Source organism: Propionicimonas sp. T2.31MG-18 (genome assembly GCF_964266745.1).
In the GTDB taxonomy this organism is placed as follows: Bacteria; Actinomycetota; Actinomycetes; order Propionibacteriales; family Propionibacteriaceae; genus Propionicimonas.
Genome location: NZ_CAXWGX010000026.1, coordinates 422,495 through 437,730, shown reverse-complemented (window position 1 = coordinate 437,730; position 15,236 = coordinate 422,495). Strand labels below are relative to the sequence as shown.

At 73.4% G+C, this 15,236-nt stretch carries 13 protein-coding genes and 1 tRNA gene; 6 read left to right on the top strand and 8 right to left on the bottom strand.

What is annotated here, in order from left to right; genetic code table 11:
• Positions 1–25: 25 nt before the first annotated feature.
• Both ACFQQJ_RS12585 and ACFQQJ_RS12580 read right to left on the bottom strand, forming a co-directional pair.
• Complete coding sequence (locus ACFQQJ_RS12585) at positions 26–1,798, bottom strand: GAF domain-containing protein (RefSeq protein WP_377106925.1); 1,773 nt, start codon at positions 1,796–1,798, stop codon at positions 26–28.
• A gap of 28 nt (positions 1,799–1,826) precedes the next feature.
• Positions 1,827–2,759: a DNA-3-methyladenine glycosylase family protein gene (locus ACFQQJ_RS12580; RefSeq protein ID WP_377106923.1), complete on the bottom strand. Its 933-nt coding sequence runs from the start codon at positions 2,757–2,759 to the stop codon at positions 1,827–1,829.
• An 82-nt stretch (positions 2,760–2,841) separates the two neighbouring features.
• Between ACFQQJ_RS12580 and ACFQQJ_RS12575 the strand changes: the two genes are divergently transcribed.
• Together ACFQQJ_RS12575 and ACFQQJ_RS12570 are read left to right on the top strand one after the other, a co-directional pair.
• Positions 2,842–4,332 (top strand): ATP-dependent DNA ligase, encoded by a 1,491-nt coding sequence (locus ACFQQJ_RS12575; RefSeq protein WP_377106921.1) that lies wholly within the window; start codon positions 2,842–2,844, stop codon positions 4,330–4,332.
• 94 nt (positions 4,333–4,426) lie between these two features.
• Positions 4,427–4,900 carry a hypothetical protein gene (locus ACFQQJ_RS12570; RefSeq protein WP_377106920.1) on the top strand — a complete coding sequence of 158 codons (474 nt, stop codon included), beginning with the start codon at positions 4,427–4,429 and terminating at the stop codon, positions 4,898–4,900.
• 31 nt (positions 4,901–4,931) lie between these two features.
• Here ACFQQJ_RS12570 and ACFQQJ_RS12565 read toward each other — a convergent pair whose 3' ends face one another.
• The gene (locus ACFQQJ_RS12565) at positions 4,932–5,549 is read right to left on the bottom strand and encodes a LysE/ArgO family amino acid transporter (protein WP_377106919.1); all 618 of its coding nucleotides are present in this window, start codon (positions 5,547–5,549) and stop codon (positions 4,932–4,934) included.
• 80 nt (positions 5,550–5,629) lie between these two features.
• Here ACFQQJ_RS12565 and ACFQQJ_RS12560 point away from each other — a divergent pair, with 80 nt between their 5' ends.
• The gene (locus ACFQQJ_RS12560) at positions 5,630–6,511 is read left to right on the top strand and encodes a LysR family transcriptional regulator ArgP (protein WP_377106918.1); all 882 of its coding nucleotides are present in this window, start codon (positions 5,630–5,632) and stop codon (positions 6,509–6,511) included.
• 38 nt (positions 6,512–6,549) lie between these two features.
• Here ACFQQJ_RS12560 and ACFQQJ_RS12555 read toward each other — a convergent pair whose 3' ends face one another.
• Positions 6,550–7,359 carry a rhomboid family intramembrane serine protease gene (locus ACFQQJ_RS12555; RefSeq protein ID WP_377106916.1) on the bottom strand — a complete coding sequence of 270 codons (810 nt, stop codon included), beginning with the start codon at positions 7,357–7,359 and terminating at the stop codon, positions 6,550–6,552.
• A 123-nt stretch (positions 7,360–7,482) separates the two neighbouring features.
• A tRNA-Arg gene (locus tag ACFQQJ_RS12550) sits at positions 7,483–7,555 on the bottom strand.
• Positions 7,556–7,976: 421 nt separating this feature from the next.
• Here ACFQQJ_RS12550 and ACFQQJ_RS12545 point away from each other — a divergent pair.
• Both ACFQQJ_RS12545 and ACFQQJ_RS12540 read left to right on the top strand, forming a co-directional pair.
• On the top strand, positions 7,977–9,815 hold the full coding sequence (locus ACFQQJ_RS12545; protein ID WP_377106915.1) for a phosphoenolpyruvate carboxykinase (GTP): 1,839 nt from the start codon (positions 7,977–7,979) through the stop codon (positions 9,813–9,815).
• Complete coding sequence (locus ACFQQJ_RS12540) at positions 9,815–10,759, top strand: family 43 glycosylhydrolase (RefSeq protein ID WP_377106913.1); 945 nt, start codon at positions 9,815–9,817, stop codon at positions 10,757–10,759. Before ACFQQJ_RS12545 ends, ACFQQJ_RS12540 begins: the two co-directional genes overlap by 1 nt.
• A 24-nt stretch (positions 10,760–10,783) precedes the next feature.
• Here ACFQQJ_RS12540 and ACFQQJ_RS12535 read toward each other — a convergent pair whose 3' ends face one another.
• Complete coding sequence (locus ACFQQJ_RS12535; protein WP_377106911.1) at positions 10,784–11,875, bottom strand: NADH:flavin oxidoreductase/NADH oxidase; 1,092 nt, start codon at positions 11,873–11,875, stop codon at positions 10,784–10,786.
• A gap of 81 nt (positions 11,876–11,956) precedes the next feature.
• Between ACFQQJ_RS12535 and ACFQQJ_RS12530 the strand changes: the two genes are divergently transcribed.
• The gene (locus ACFQQJ_RS12530) at positions 11,957–12,568 is read left to right on the top strand and encodes a class I SAM-dependent methyltransferase (protein WP_377106910.1); all 612 of its coding nucleotides are present in this window, start codon (positions 11,957–11,959) and stop codon (positions 12,566–12,568) included.
• A gap of 239 nt (positions 12,569–12,807) precedes the next feature.
• Here the strand turns inward: ACFQQJ_RS12530 and ACFQQJ_RS12525 are convergent, their stop codons facing one another.
• Together ACFQQJ_RS12525 and ACFQQJ_RS12520 are read right to left on the bottom strand one after the other, a co-directional pair.
• Entirely contained in the window at positions 12,808–13,650 is an 843-nt protein-coding gene (locus tag ACFQQJ_RS12525; RefSeq protein ID WP_377106908.1) for a PRD domain-containing protein, read from the bottom strand.
• Positions 13,651–13,768: 118 nt separating this feature from the next.
• On the bottom strand, positions 13,769–15,187 hold the full coding sequence (locus tag ACFQQJ_RS12520) for a glycoside hydrolase family 1 protein (protein ID WP_377106907.1): 1,419 nt from the start codon (positions 15,185–15,187) through the stop codon (positions 13,769–13,771).
• Positions 15,188–15,236: the final 49 nt, after the last annotated feature.

Genomic DNA, 15,236 nt, shown 5'->3' with positions numbered 1-15,236 from the left:
CCGGTCGCCCCGGCGCAGGGAGCACTCAGGCGCGGGCGAGCAGCTCGGTGCGCGAGCGCACGCCGCCCTTGCGCAGGATCGCGCTCACATGCTTCTCGACGGTCTTCACCGAGATGCCCAGGCGGGAGGCGATCTGCTTGTCGGCCAGGCCCTGTTCGAGCAGGCTGCGCACCTCGACCTCGCGCCCGGTGAGGCGGTCGGCGTCGACGGCGGGCAGGCCGCCGAGCTGTGCCAGCATCCCGCCGAAGACCAGGACGTCGCCGCGCGCCACCCCGATGACGGCGCGGCCCAGCGTCATGGCGTCCACGTCGGCCTGGACGAAGCCACGGACGCCCGCGGCGGCCCAGTCGCGCAGCTCCGACTCGGGTGTGCCCGGGTCGATCACCGCCACCACCCCGGCGGAAGCGGCCGAGGCCCGCAGCGCGGCGACCAGTTCCGGACCGCCGGCGCCCGGCAGGCGGGTGCCCACCAGCACGACGTCGGGACGCAGCAACCGCACGGCCTCCACCGCGGGGCCGACGTCGGCCACCTCCGCGACCACCTGCACCCCCGGCTCGCTGGCGTCGAGCATGCGGACCAGCCCGGCCCGCATCGCCGGCAACGGGTGCACCAGCACCACCCGCAGGCGAGGGCTCTCGGCCACCCCGCTCAACGCCGCGCGGTAGGGCAGGTCGGCCCTGATCCGGGTGCCCCAGCCCGGGGTCGAGTCGATGCGCACCCGTCCACCGACCTGGGCCGCGCGCGCCACGAGCCCCGGCAGCCCGACCCCCTGCCGGCGCCCCTTGTCGGGGTCGAAGCCGCAGCCGTCGTCCTCCACGATCACGGCGATGCCGTCGGAGCCATACACCAGCCCCACCCGCACGCCGGACGCGCGGGCGTGCTGCACCACGTTGGTCAGCGATTCCTGGACGATCCGCAGCACCTGGGTCTCGACGTTGCGCGACAGGGGCTGGCGATCGCCGAACACCCGGAACGTCGCGGCCAGGTCGGACGTCGCCTGCACCCACTCCAGCTCCAGCCCGATGCTCTCCTCGAGCGGACGGCCGGCCAGCCCGGCCGGCCCCAGCCCCCAGACGGCCCGGCGTCCGGAGTTCATCGTCTCCTGCGCCGCCTGCTGGGCCTGGGTGAGCGCGGGCAGCGGGTCCTCGCCGTGGCTGACGGCGGCGTGCGCCTCGGCGATACGCAGGGCGACGGTGGCCAGGCCGCGTCCGATGCTGTCGTGCACCTCGAGCATCGAGCGCTCGCGTTCGGAGGCCACCGCGGCTGCCTTCGCCCGCTCGGACGCCTCCTCGTGCAGCCGGGAGTTGGCGATCGCGATGGCGGCGTGGGTCGCGAAGCGCTGGAGCAGCTGGGCGTCCGCGGCACCGAACCGCTGCTCGTCCGTGGCGGCGAACACGATGCAGGCGCCGATCATGCTCGTGCGCACGGTGATCGGGACGCCGATCACCGCGCGGCCGTAGCGGGGCTCGTCGGGACGGATGTGACCGTTGCGCACCTGGCCGTAGCGTTCGAAGATCACCGGCTTGCCCGCGCGGGCGACCGCCCCCGTGCAGCCCTCCTCGAGCGAGAACACCATGCCGGTCTGGCACCCCTCGTCGAGGTCGATCTCCTTGCGATAGGTGTGGCTCACCTGGTCGATCAGGCACAACGAGCCGCTGTGGCAGCCCAGCAGCTCGACCGCGCTGCGCAGGATCTTCTCCAGGAGGGGTTGCAGCCGGAACTCACCGGCGAGGTCGTTGGCGACAGCCGCGAGGGCGTCGTCGACCGATGCCCGTTCCCGAGCCTGGATCTGCGTCATCGCTGCCTCCACCTGGACGGGTCCAAGACTAGGCGCGACCCCTGCGGGCCGGAAGATGCGTCCTCGGGGCCAGCCGGGGCCCGTGGCGCGGCCGGTGCAGCCCGGCCAGCGCCACCAGCCGCTGAACGCGGAGGCGGTGCGGACGGTAGGGCTCCAGCAACGCGGCCAGCCCGTCGTCGTCCAGCTCGGTGCCCACCAGCGCCCAGCCGATGTCGCGCGGCACGTGGTAGTCGCCGAAGCTCACCGCGTCCGCGTCGCCGAGGGCACGGGCGCGGACCTCCGCGCTCGACCACACCCCGATGCCCGGCAGGCTGCGCAGGCGCGCGTCCGCGGCGTCGGGTTCTGCGGGCAGGACGCGCTCCAGGGTCGGCGCCACCCGCGCCGCAGCGACCAGCGTGCGGGAGCGGGCCGGGTCGATGCCCAGCGACAGCCACTCCCACGACGGCACCAGCCGGACCTCCTCCGGGGTGGGGAACGTGCGCAGGCCCAGCGACGCGCCGGGGCCGGGGCCCGGGCTGCCGTACCGCGCCAGAAGCGAGCGGATGCCGATGGTCGCCTCCTGGCCGGTCACCTTCTGCTCGATCACCGCCGGCACGAGCGCGTCCCAGACGCTGGCCGTGCGCGCCAGCCGCCAGTGCGGACGCCTGCGGTGCAGCTCGGCGACCACCGGGTGCAGCGGGCGGAAGCCCGACGGGTCGTCCAGGGCCCCCAGCAGGGACGGGAGCCGGTCGAGCACCCGCTCGGCGCCGGGGCCCCAGGCCTCGGCGTGCACGACGCCGGTGCCGTCGAGCGGTGACACGGCGAGCGTCGCCGGCCCGTCCACCGTGCCCACCGCGCGCCAGTGGACGCCCTGGAGCACCCGGTGCGTCGGGTCGGCCACGCCGCGCCTGCCCGGCCCCCACACCTCGCCGACCGGGCAGGGCCACGCCGGTCGCCAGTCACGGGTGCGCGGCTCGCTCACGCCGCAACGGTAGCCCGGCGCCCCGACAGTCACCGCGGCGGAAGGCTCGACAAGCCCGCCGCGGGCTGCCGATAGTGGGGCCATGCTGTTCCACGAGCTCGTCGACACCTCCACCCGGGTCGCGGCCACCGGCTCGCGGACCGCCAAGGTTGCCGCGCTGGCCCGGACCCTCCGGGCGGCCGACGCCGGGGAACTCGACGTGGTCGCGCACTTCCTCTCCGGATCGCTGCGGCAGCGCCGCACCGGCGTCGGCTGGCGCTCACTGGCCACCCGTCCCGAGCCCGCGGCCACGCCAGCCCTCGGCGTCTCCGAGGTGGACGCGGCGTTCGCCGAGCTCGCCGCGCTGGCCGGAGCGGGCTCCCAGTCCGCCCGGCAGCAGGTGCTCGCCGGTCTGCTGGCCCGCGCGACCAGCGCCGAGCAGTCGTTCCTGGTGGGCCTGCTCACCGGTGAGACCCGGCAGGGCGCCCTGGAGGGAGTGCTCCTCGCCGCGATCGCCCAGGCGTTCGACGTGCCGCTGGAGGCGGCGCGCCGGGCGGCCATGTTCTCCGGCTCGATCCCCGTCGTGGCCGTGACCGCGCACCAGGGCGGCGAGGCGGCGCTCGCCGCGGTCGGCCTCGAGGTGGGGCGGCCCGTGCTGCCCATGCTGGCCGCGAGCGCCCCCACCGTGGCGGAGGCCCTGGGCCGCTTCGCCGCGGCGCCGGTGTCGGTGGAGGCCAAGCTCGACGGCATCCGCATCCAGGTGCACCGCGACGGCGCGGCCGTGTCGGTCTACAGCCGCAGCCTCGACGACATCACCGCGCGCCTGCCGCACGTGGTGGACGCCGTCGCCGCCCTGCCCGCCGAGCGCCTCGTGCTGGACGGGGAGGCGCTCGCGCTGGGCCCCGACGGGCGTCCCATGGCCTTCCAGGACACCGCCTCGGCCGGGGCGCGGCTGCGTCCGTTCTTCTTCGACCTGCTCCACCTCGACGACCTCGACCTCGTGGACGACCCGCTGGCCACCCGCCAGGCGCGGCTCGCCGCGCTGCTCCCGTCCGGGCTGATGGTCGACCGGCTGGTGACGGCGGATGCGGGCGAGGCCGAGGACTTCTCCCGGCAGGTGCTGGCCGCCGGCCACGAGGGCGTGGTGGTCAAGGCGCTGGACGCGGGCTACGCTGCGGGCCGCCGTGGGGCGGGCTGGGTCAAGGTCAAGCCCGTCCACACCCTCGACCTCGTGGTGCTCGCCGTCGAGTGGGGCAGCGGACGACGGCAGGGATGGCTGTCGAACATCCACCTCGGCGCGCGGGACCCCCGCACCGGTGGCTTCGCGATGCTCGGCAAGACGTTCAAGGGGATGACCGACGAGATGCTCGCCTGGCAGACCGCGCGGTTCCTCGGCCTGGAGACCGGCCGAGAGGGCCACGTCGTGCACCTGCGCCCCGAGCAGGTGGTCGAGGTCGCCTTCGACGGCGTGCAGCGCTCGCGGCGGTACCCGTCGGGCATGGCGCTGCGCTTCGCCCGGGTGGTGCGCTACCGCGAGGACAAGGCAGCGCAGGACGCGGACACGGTGGACGCCGTCCGGGCGCTGGCGCGGTAGCCGCGCGCGTCGCCTCCCGAGGGCGCGGCACCGGCAGGCGGCGCGGGCCGCACCCGCTACAGTCTCGGCAACGACTCCCGTCCCAGGAGGACCCATGCGCACCCTCGCCCGCCTCGTCACCGGCCTCGTGGCCGTTCCCCTGCTCCTGGCCGGCTGCGCCGTGCCCGGCCTGTCCGGCGCCTCCTCGGCCCCGGCTGCGTCCGCCCCCGCCACCACGGCGGCGGCCGGTGGCTCGACCCAGACCAAGGCGGAGGCGTGCGACGCGCTCAGCGCCACCATGTCGACCGCGAGCGACACGCTCAACAGCGCGGTGTCCGAGATGGGCACCGACCCGGCGAAGGCCGTGGCGGCGTTGCAGGACTTCGCCGGCTCGCTCGAGGGCGCCATCGCCGCCGTGAACAACCCCGAGGTCAAGGCCCAGGGCGAGAAGGCTGTCGCCGCGGTGAAGGCGCTTGTCGACGCCCTCAACGCGACCATCCAGGACCCGACGAAGGCCGCCGACATGGCGGGAAGCCTGAGCGCGTTCCAGACCGAGATGACCGCCTTCGCGACGCTCTGCCAGGGCTGACCGGCGCTCGTGACCGCCCGGGCGGGTCGCCTCAGCCGGCGTCCCCCCGGAGCCCGAGCAGCAGGCCCACCGCGACCGTCGTCATGACGGCGGCGACGCCGAGGTCGAACACGCGCCACGCCGCGGGCCGCGCGAACAGCGGACGCAGCACCTGCGCGCCGTAGCCGAGCCCGGCGAACCAGGCCACGCTGGCCACCATCGCGCCGGCGGCGAACGTCCACGGAGAGGCCTGTGCGGAGGCGACCGAGCCCAGCAGGACCACGGTGTCCAGGTAGACGTGGGGGTTCAGCCAGGTGAGCGCGAGCGCGGTCAGGGCCACCGGGACCATTCGTCCCGCCTCGCCGCCGAAGTCCGCCACGAGCGCGACCGGGCGCACCGCACGACGCACCGCCGTCGCGGCGTACCAGAGGAGGACGGCGCTGCCGACGACCGTGACCCCGGCGAGCACCGGCCGGTGCGCGGAGATGACCGCGCCGACGCCGCCGGTGCCGAGGGCGATCAGGACGATGTCGCTCAGCGCGCAGATCACCACCACGACCCCGACGTGCTCGCGCCGCAGGCCCTGCCGCATCACGAACGCGTTCTGCGCGCCGATCGCCACGATGAGGCTGAGCCCGAAGCCGAGTCCGGAGAGGGCGGTGGGAAGCACGGCTCCGACGCTACGGGCGCGGCCTTGTGAAGTCCAACGAATGTTTCTCCGGGTTCCTTAGCGTGACTTAACCTTGGCCCATGGACTGGGACCTCCCGCAGCTGCGCGCCCTCGCCGCCGTCGTCGACCACGGGACGCTGGAGGCGGCCGCGACCGCCCTGCACCTGACCCCGTCGGCCATCAGCCAGCGGCTCAAGGCGCTGGAACGATCCGTCGGCGCCGTCCTGCTGCGGCGGAGCCGGCCGGTCGTCCCCACCGAGGCGGGGCGCCCCGTCCTACGCCTGGCGCGGCAACTGGAGGCGCTCGCCGCGGACGTCGAAGCCTCGCTCGGCACGGCGTCCGCCGGCCCGCCGGAGGTGCGACTGGCCGTCAACGCCGACTCGCTGGCCACCTGGACGCTGCGCGCGCTCGCCCCGGTCGCGGGGCAGGTCCGGGTCACGTTCCTGCGCGAGGACCAGGCACACACCACGGAGTTCCTGCGCGACGGCACGGCGATGGCCGCGATCACCAGCCAGCGCACGCCGGTGCAGGGCTGCACGGTCGAGCCGCTGGGCGCGATGCGCTACCGGCCGATCGCTTCCGCCGCCTTCGCCGAGCGCTGGTTCGCCGCCGGGGTGGACGCGGAGGCCCTCCGCCGCGCCCCGGTCGTGGTGTTCGACTCCCGAGACCAGCTCCAGTCGGAACGGCTCGCGGAGGCGGGAGTGGCGGCCGACGCCCCTCCGGTACACCTGGTGCCGGCGAGCACCCAGTTCTCCGAGGCGGTCCAGCTCGGGTACGGCTGGGGGATGCTGCCCGACCTCGAGCGGCGCACCGGCCAGGAGGTCGACCTGTCCTCCGTGCCCGGCTCGGCGCTGCGCACGGTGGACGTGGCGCTGTACTGGCAGCAGTGGGCGCTGCACACGACCAGCCTCGACGCGGTCGCCGACGCCGTCCGCGCCGGGGCGGCGCCGCTGCGCCGCTGAGTCGTCGCGTCCTGGCGACGACGCCCGTCGGTGGGCCGTCAGCCGCGGCGCAGGCGCTCGCGCAACCGCATCAGCTCGCGCTTCTGCCCGCTGGTGAGGCTCTGGATGCCCTTCTCGTTGATCTGGTCGAGCAGCGCGTCGAGCTGCTCGCGATCGCTGCGGTTGCGCGACTCCTGCCGCGCCGTGGCCCGCGACACCCGGGGTGCCCGCGAGGGCGGCGCTGCCGGCCGGCCGGGCACCCACTCGTACGCGCCGAGCAGCCCGAAGCGGCGCCCGAGGATCGCGACGAAGGCGAACCCGAGGAGCAGGCTGAGCAGCGAGCCGTACCGCTGCCCGGCCAGCATCGTCACGACCTGGAGCCCGAGGATGATCGCACCGAAGATCCACGCCGGGATGCCGAAGAAGAACGGCCGGTTGGGGTACTCGGCGATCCACAGCAGCAGGATGGCCAGTTCGATCGGGCCGAGGCCCGCGAGCGCTGCGCCGCGCAGGGCGGGGAGCAGCTCGACCACCGTGGACGCCGCCGTCAGCACCGCCCAGGTGCCCACGAGCAGCCAGGCCATCCGGGTGCGCCCGACGAGGCGTTCGATGTCGGACCCGAAATACCACAGCACCAGGGCGGTGATCACCACCCACAGGTCGTTGGCCAGCGGCCAGGTGACGATGCGCCACACCTCGCCCGCCGCCACGAGCTGGGAGTTGAAGTAGAGCGCGGACGCCAGGCCGGGCACGACGACCCAGGCGATCCCGGACGCGACGGCGATCAGGCAGGCCAGGACGACGGTGGACACCTCGAGCCGGCCGATGCGGAACCAGGGCTCGGTCGGGGAGGCGAAGTGGCGACTCACACCTCAAGGGTGCCAGACGGGCCCCTGCGTCCCGCAACCGGCTGCCGAGGAGGGGTTTCGCAGCGGCCCCGTGCCGGGAACGCAGAAGTGCCGCCGGTGGAGACCGACGGCACTTCAGCCTTGCGCGCCCGGAGGGACTCGAACCCCCAACCTTCTGATCCGTAGTCAGATGCTCTATCCGTTGAGCCACGGGCGCCGGACAGCGTCCTCAACCTTACTTGACCGCCCCGGAACCGTCCAAACCGGCCCGGAAACACGGGGAGGCCCCCGACGCGTCCCGGACGACCCCCAAGACGCCCGGAGACCGGCCAACTCCGCCCTGGCACCCCGCGACGACCCGCTGCGCTGCGGGCGTCGAGGGCGTCAGCGTCGGGAGACCTGCCCCTCGTCGGGACCTTAACACTGTTCATTTTGCCGTGTGGCAGACTCGAAGATGACCGCACCGCGAATGACGGCTCGTGCGCGGGCGCGTATTTTCAGTCCATCCCAGGCTGCTTGGGAAGGGGCTGGGGAAGATCTGCACGAATGTCCACGCGCGTGCCACACGACGTTCACGGCGCGCAGGATGTGCTATCCGCCACGGACCCCGTCCGTGCGACACGATTCGAGGAGGCTTCGTGGCCCTGGACACTCCGACCATCGCACAGACCGCACCCGCCGGTGCGCCCCCCGAGCTGGTCTCCTGGGTCGCCGGCGTGGCCGAGCTCACCCTGCCCGACGCCGTCCACTGGTGCGACGGTTCCGTGGAGGAGCGGGACCGGCTGTACGACCAGATGGTGGCCTCCGGGACCTTCATCCGCCTGAACCCCGACCTGCGTCCCGGCTCGTACCTCGCCCGCTCGGCGCCGTCCGACGTCGCCCGGGTCGAGGGGCGGACGTTCATCTGCTCCGTGGACGAGGCCGACGCCGGCCCCACCAACAACTGGGCCGAGCCGCAGGCCATGAAGCGCACCCTCGCCGGGCTCTTCGCGGGCAGCATGCGCGGGCGGACGATGTACGTGATCCCGTTCTCGATGGGCCCCCTGGGCGGCGAGCTGACCCGGCTGGGCGTCGAGATCACCGACAGTCCCTACGTGGTGGTGAACATGCGCCTGACCACCCGCATCGGCGCGCCGGCCCTCGCCGCCATCGCCTCCGGTGCCCCATGGGTGCCGGCGGTGCACTCGACGGGCTACCCGCTCGTCGACGAGGCGGGGGTCACCCGCCCGGACGTCCCGTGGCCGTGCAACGACACGAAGTACATCACCCACTTCCCCGAGACCCGCGAGATCTGGTCCTACGGCTCCGGCTACGGCGGCAACGCGCTGCTGGGCAAGAAGTCCTTCGCGCTGCGGATCGCGTCCGTCCTCGCCCGGGACGAGGGCTGGCTGGCCGAGCACATGCTGATCCTGCGGATCACCGGCCCCGACGGGCGCGTCTTCCACCTGACCGCGGCCTTCCCCTCGGCGTGCGGCAAGACCAACCTCGCCATGCTGCGGCCGACGATCCCCGGCTGGACGGTGGAGACCGTCGGCGACGACATCGCGTGGATGCGGCCCGGACCGGACGGCCGGCTGTACGCGATCAACCCGGAGAACGGCTTCTTCGGAGTGGCGCCGGGGACCTCGGAACAGACCAACCCGACCTGCCTGCACGCGATCAGCCACGACACGATCTTCACCAACGTCGCGCTCACCGACGACGGCGACGTCTGGTGGGAAGGACTGACCCCCGAGCCCCCCGCGCACCTCATCGACTGGCAGGGCAACGACTGGACGCCGGGCTCCGGGCGTCCCGCGTCCCACCCGAACGGGCGGTTCACCGTCCACGCCTCCCAGGCCGAGTCGATCTCCCCGGACTGGGAGGACCCCGCGGGCGTCCCGATCGACGTCATCCTCTTCGGCGGACGCCGGGCGACCAACGTCCCGCTGATCAGCGAGTCCTACGACTGGCAGCACGGCGTGTTCGTCGGCGCCACGGTGTCGAGCGAGCAGACCGCGGCCGCCGAGGGCCTCGTGGGGGCGCTGCGCCGCGACCCGTTCGCGATGCTCCCGTTCTGCGGCTACAACATGGCCGACTACTGGGCGCACTGGCTGCGGATGGGTGCGTCGCTGGGCGAGGGTGCGCCGCGCATCTTCCAGGTGAACTGGTTCCGCAAGGACGAGGACGGCCACTGGCTGTGGCCCGGGTTCGGCGAGAACGCGCGCGCGATCGAGTGGGCGCTGCGCCGGGTCGCCGGCGAGGTGGACGCCGTGGACGCGCTCTCTGGGCGCATCCCCGTCCCCGGCGACCTCAACCTCGAGGGCCTGGACCTGAGCGAGCACGACCTGGCCGCGCTCTTCGCCCTCGACCCGCAGGCCTGGGCCGCGGAGGCCGACCTGACCGAGGAGTACTTCGCCCAGTTCGGCGACCGGCTGCCCGCTCAGCTCACCGACCAGCTGGCCGCGCTGCGGGCGCGGATCGCCGGGGCCGGTTAGTGCTCGCGCTTCCGGACTCCTGGGTCTGGGACTTCTGGACGGCCGACGACGGCGAGCGGTACCACCTGTTCTTCCTGTTCGCGTCGAAGGCCCTGAAGGACCCCGAACGGCGCCACTACCGGGCGGGGATCGGTCACGCGGTGTCCACCGACCTCGCGCACTGGACGCGGGCCGGGGACGTCCTTGCCCACGCCGCGTCCCCCGCGTTCGACGACCTGGCCACCTGGACGGGATCGGTCGTCCGCCACCCGGACGGGACCTGGCTGCTGTTCTACACCGGCGCGACGCTGGCGGCGTCCGGCAGCAACGAGCAGCGGGTGGGCCTGGCCACGTCCCCCGACCTGTACAGCTGGACGCGGCACCCGGGCCCTGTCGCAGAAGCCGACGACCGCTGGTACGAGCCGCTCGACGGCGGCTGGCACGACTGGGCGTTCCGCGACCCGTGGGTGTTCGCCGACCCGGACGGGAACGGCTGGCACATGCTGGTCACCGCCCGCGGCAACACCGGGCCGGTGGACGACCGCGGCGTCGTCGGGCACTGCTGGAGCCCCGACCTCCGCACCTGGGAGGTGCGCGAACCGCTCAGCCGGGTCGGCCAGGGGTTCGGGCACCTGGAGGTGCTGCACACCGTCGAGGTGGACGGCCACCGCTTCCTGGTCTTCAGCTGCCCCGGCCGCGACTTGTCGGCCGCGCGCAGGGCTGCCGGCGCGGAGGGCGGGACGTGGGCCGCCACCGCGGGGTCCGCGCTCGGACCCTACGACCTCGCCGGCGCGTCGGTCATCTCACCGCCCGGGCTGTACGTGGGCCGCCTCGTGCCGCTGCGGGACACCGGCGAGTGGCGATTCCTGGCCTTCGTCCACCAGACCCCGGACGGCGGCTTCGGCGGCACGATCATCGACCCGCTGCCGGTCTCGGTCGTCGACGGGCGCCTGGTCGTCGGCTGAGCGGCCCGGCCGCGCGGTGGCGTCTCAGCGGACCGGTTCGGCGGCGGGCCAGCGTCCCCTCAGGTAGGAGTCGGGGTAGCGGGCGCAGTCGTCGCACTCGAGCTCCGCGGCGGCCCGCAGCGGCCACGCCGGCTCGCGCAACGCGACCCGGGCGAGGGCGACGGCGTCGGCGCTGCCGTCGTCCAGCACCTTCTGCGCCTGCCGCGGGTCGGTGATCAGGCCGACGGCGCACACCGGCAGCCCGGCCGAGCGCACGGCGGCCGCGAGCGACACCTGGTAGCCGGGGCCGGCCGGGATCGGGGCCAGCACGTTGCCGCCACTGGAGACGTGCACGAGGTCGGCGCCGTGCTCGCCGAGCAGGCGTGCCACCTCGGTGGCCTCCTCGACACCGAACCCGCCGTCGGTCCACTCCGACGCGGAGATCCGCACGAACAGCGGCTTCCCTGCCGGCCAGGCCGCGCGCACCGCGTCCACGACCTCGAGCAGCAGGCGTGAGCGGCCCGCCAGGTCGCCGCCGTAGCCGTCGGTGCGCTGGTTGGACAGCGGCGACAGGAACTCGTGCAGCAGGTAGCCGTGCGCGGCGTGCACCTCGACGACGTCGAAGCCGGCGGCGTCGGCCCGGCGCGCGGCGGCCGCGAAGGCCTCGACCACGTGCGCGAGGTAGCCCGGCGTCGCCTCGGTCGGGGTCTCCAGGCCGGGGAACGGCACGGCGGACGGCCCGAAGGTCTCCCAGCCGCCGTCGTCGGCGGGCACCGAGCCCGAGCGGTGGGCGAAGGGGCGGTAGGTGGACGCCTTGCGTCCGGCGTGCGCGAGCTGGATCCCCATGGCGGCGCCCTGCCCGTGGCAGAAGTCGACGACGCGCTTCCACGCGGCCGCCTGGGTGTCGTTCCACAGCCCGGGGCACTCGGGGGTGATGCGTCCCTCCGGCACCACGCCGGTCGCCTCGGCGATCAGCAGCCCGAAGCCGCCGGACGCCCGCGCTCCCAGGTGCACCAGGTGCCAGTCGGTGGGCACGCCGTCGCGCGCCTCGCACTGGTACTGGCACATGGGCGCGAGGAAGATCCGGTTCGGGATGGTCAGGTCCCGCAGCGTGAACGGGTCGAAAAGGGACGGCATGGTTACAGGTTAGGGACGGCCCTGTTGCGCCCGGCGTGCCGTCCGCCAACCGGCCCTAGCCTCGCCGGGAGAGGTGGGGCGATGACCGACGCAGCGGGCTGGGGCGAACGTCTCGCCGCCGCGGCGACCGCCTGGGACATGACCCCGGACGAGGTCGTGGTGGCGGCGTGCCGGCGCCTGCGCCCGGGCGCGGCGCTCGACGTCGCCGCCGGCGACGGCGCGAACGCGATCTGGCTCGCGGGGCGGGGCTGGCGGGTGACCGCGCTCGACCGCGCCTCGGTGGCGGTGGGTCGGCTCCAGGGGCGCTCGGCGCTCCTCAACCGTCCGGTGGACGCGATCGTGGCCGACGCCGTGGCCTACCGCCCGTCGCCGGGCCGCTACGACCTGATCCTGCTCAGCTACCTCGAGCTCCCCGATCCCCAGCTGAGGCGGGTGCTGGCGAACTGCGCCACCGGCCTCGCCGAGGGCGGGATGGTGCTGGTGGTCGGCCACGACGCGGCGAACCTCGAGGGCGGCTGGGGCGGGCCCAGGGACCCGGACCTGCTGACCACCCCTGACCACCTCGCCTCGCTGCTCGGCGCTCTCGGACTGGTGGTGCGGCGGGCGGAGGTCGTCCGCCGCCAGGTCCCGGGCGACGTCGGCGTCCACACCGCGATCGACCACGTGGTCGAGGCAGTCCGTCCCGCCGCCTGAGTCTGGCGCCCGTCCCCCGTCCCCCGGGCCCCGGACCGCCCTCGCCGCCCCTGCCCCTGTCGCCCCCCGCCCTCGCCGAGGGCCAGCCTTGTTGCCGAGGGCCGGGACGCCGGTGCTGGCCCTCGGCGTCAAGGCTGGCCCTCGAGTGCGGAGGCTGGCCCTCGGACGGACGGAGGGCGGCCCTGGTCTGGCGGCGCGCGGCCACCCGACGACGCGAGCGTGGTGACCGCGGGGCGAGATCAGCGGGCCGCCTCGGTGGCGAGGCGCGCGACGTGCAGGGTCAGGTAGACCACCTCGTCGGTGCTGATCGGCTTCTCCAGCCGCAGTTCGAGCAGCGCCTTCACCCGCTCTGCGCACAGGTAGGCGTCGGGGAACGACTGCCGGATCGTGGTCGTGAAGGTCTCCGGGTTCTCCATCAGCTGCCGGTCGGTGTCCACCCGGACGAAGAAGTAGCGCAGGTGGGTGATGAACCGCGCGGCGTTGATGCTCTCGGTGTCGAAGTGCCGGTCGTAGGCGGAGTCGAGGATCTCGAACACCTGCCGGAAGAGCTCGGTCATCCGGAACGTCCGCGACAGGTCGTCGGTGGCGAACAGCGCGTTGACGAAGTGCAGGGCGATGGGCACCGCCTCGTCGGCCGGCAGGTCCACCCCGGTGCGGGCGGCGACGAGCGCGACGGCCCGACGCGCCACCCGCAGCTCCCTGGGATACAGGTGCGCGACCTCCGAACGCAGCGGGTACTCGACCGCGATGTGCTGGCGCACCCTCTTGATCGCGAAGCTGATGTGGTCGGCGAGCGGGATCACCATGCCCTGGGTGAAGGTCGTCTCCAGGTCGTCCTGCGCGTCATGCAGGATCTCGGCAGCCAGCGCGAGGTGCTCGGGCGGGATCTCGGTGAGGAACGCCGTGAGCTGCTGGACGTCGTGCTCTGCGTCCGGACGGAACCGCTGGGCGACCCGCGACTCGTCCACAGGGTCGCCGCGGCGCGCCTGGTAGCCGAGCCCTCGCCCGGTGAGCACGACCTCGCTCGCGTCGTGGTCACGGGCGAGCACGACGTTGTTGTTGAAGACCTTGAGCACTTCCATGTGCGGCCTTTCCGGCTCTGCGCCCAGTCTGCACCCGTCCCCGCTTCGCTACGCGGGTCGACGACGCTGCCCGAACTCACGCAGCGGGACGAACATCGCGTAGCGAAGCGGACGGGGGTCAGCGCAGGCTGGCCCCGTTGGTGCGGATGACGTCGGCGTACCAGCCGAACGACTTCTTCCGGTAGCGCTCGAGGGTGCCGGTGCCGTCGTCGTTGCGGTCGACGTAGATGAAGCCGTACCGCTTGCTCATCTGCGCCGTGCTGGCCGAGACCAGGTCGATCGGGCCCCAGGAGGTGTAGCCCATCACCTGCACGCCGTCGGAGATCGCCTCGCGTACCTGGACGAGGTGGTCGTTGAGGTAGGCGATCCGATAGTCGTCGATCACGGTCCTCACGCCGTCCACCTCGACCAGCTGGTCGCGGGCGCCCAGGCCGTTCTCGACGATGAACAGCGGCTTCTGCCAGCGGTCCCAGAACTGGTTGAGGATGACCCTCAGGCCCCTGGGGTCGATCTGCCAGCCCCATTCGCTGGCCGGCAGGGTGGGGTTGGGCACCCCGCCCATGATGTTGCCCTCCCCAGCGGTCTTCCTGGCCGGGTCGCCGGTCTCGCACACGCTCATGTAGTAGCTGAACGACACGAAGTCGACCGTGTGGCGAAGGATCTCGCGGTCGGCGTCGGTGATGTCGAGCACGATCCCGTGCTCACGGAAGTACCGCAGCGCGTAGCCGGGGTAGGCGCCACGCACGTGCACGTCGCTGAACATCAGGTTGGCGTGGTCGGCCTCCATGGCGGCCACGACGTCGACCGGGTCGGGCGTGAGCGGATAGATCGGCGCCGCGATCACCATGCAGCCGACCCTGGCGTCCGGGTTCACCTCGTGGGCAACCTTGGTGGCCAGCGCGCTGGCGACCAGCTCGTGGTGAGCCGCCTGGAACAGTGCGGACGGCGACAGTTCCGCCTTGGGCGTCCCGATGCCACCGCTCATCAGCGGGAGGTGCAGGATCGAGTTGATCTCGTTGAAGGTCAGCCAGTAGGTGACCTTGTCGCGGTACCGCTCGAAGACCGTGCGGGCGAAGCGCTCGTAGAAGCCGATCAGGTCACGGCTCACCCAGCCGTCGTAGGCCTCGGTGAGGTGCAGCGGGGTCTCGTAGTGCGAGAGGGTCACCAGCGGCTCGATCCCGTGGCGTGCGCACTCGTCGAAGACGCGGTCGTAGAAGGCGAGGCCCTCCTCGTTCGGCTCGGCGTCGTCGCCGTTGGGGAAGATCCGGCTCCAGGCGATGGAGATCCGGAACACCGAGAACCCCATCTCGGCGAACAGGTCGATGTCGGCGGCGTAGCGGTGGTAGAAGTCGATGGCCTCGAGCTTCAGGTTGTCCGGTGTCGGGGCGTCGGTGCGGGGCGCGATGCCACCGCCGGGGAGCACGTCCTGGATGGACAGGCCCTTCCCGCCCTCGGCGTAGGCGCCCTCGATCTGGTTGGCTGCGGTCGCTCCGCCCCACAGGAATCCCTGCGGGAACGGCGTCGTGGTGTCTGGCATGAGTTGTGTCTCTCCCTCTGGTCTGGGTGGGGTGTCCGGCCCGTCCGGC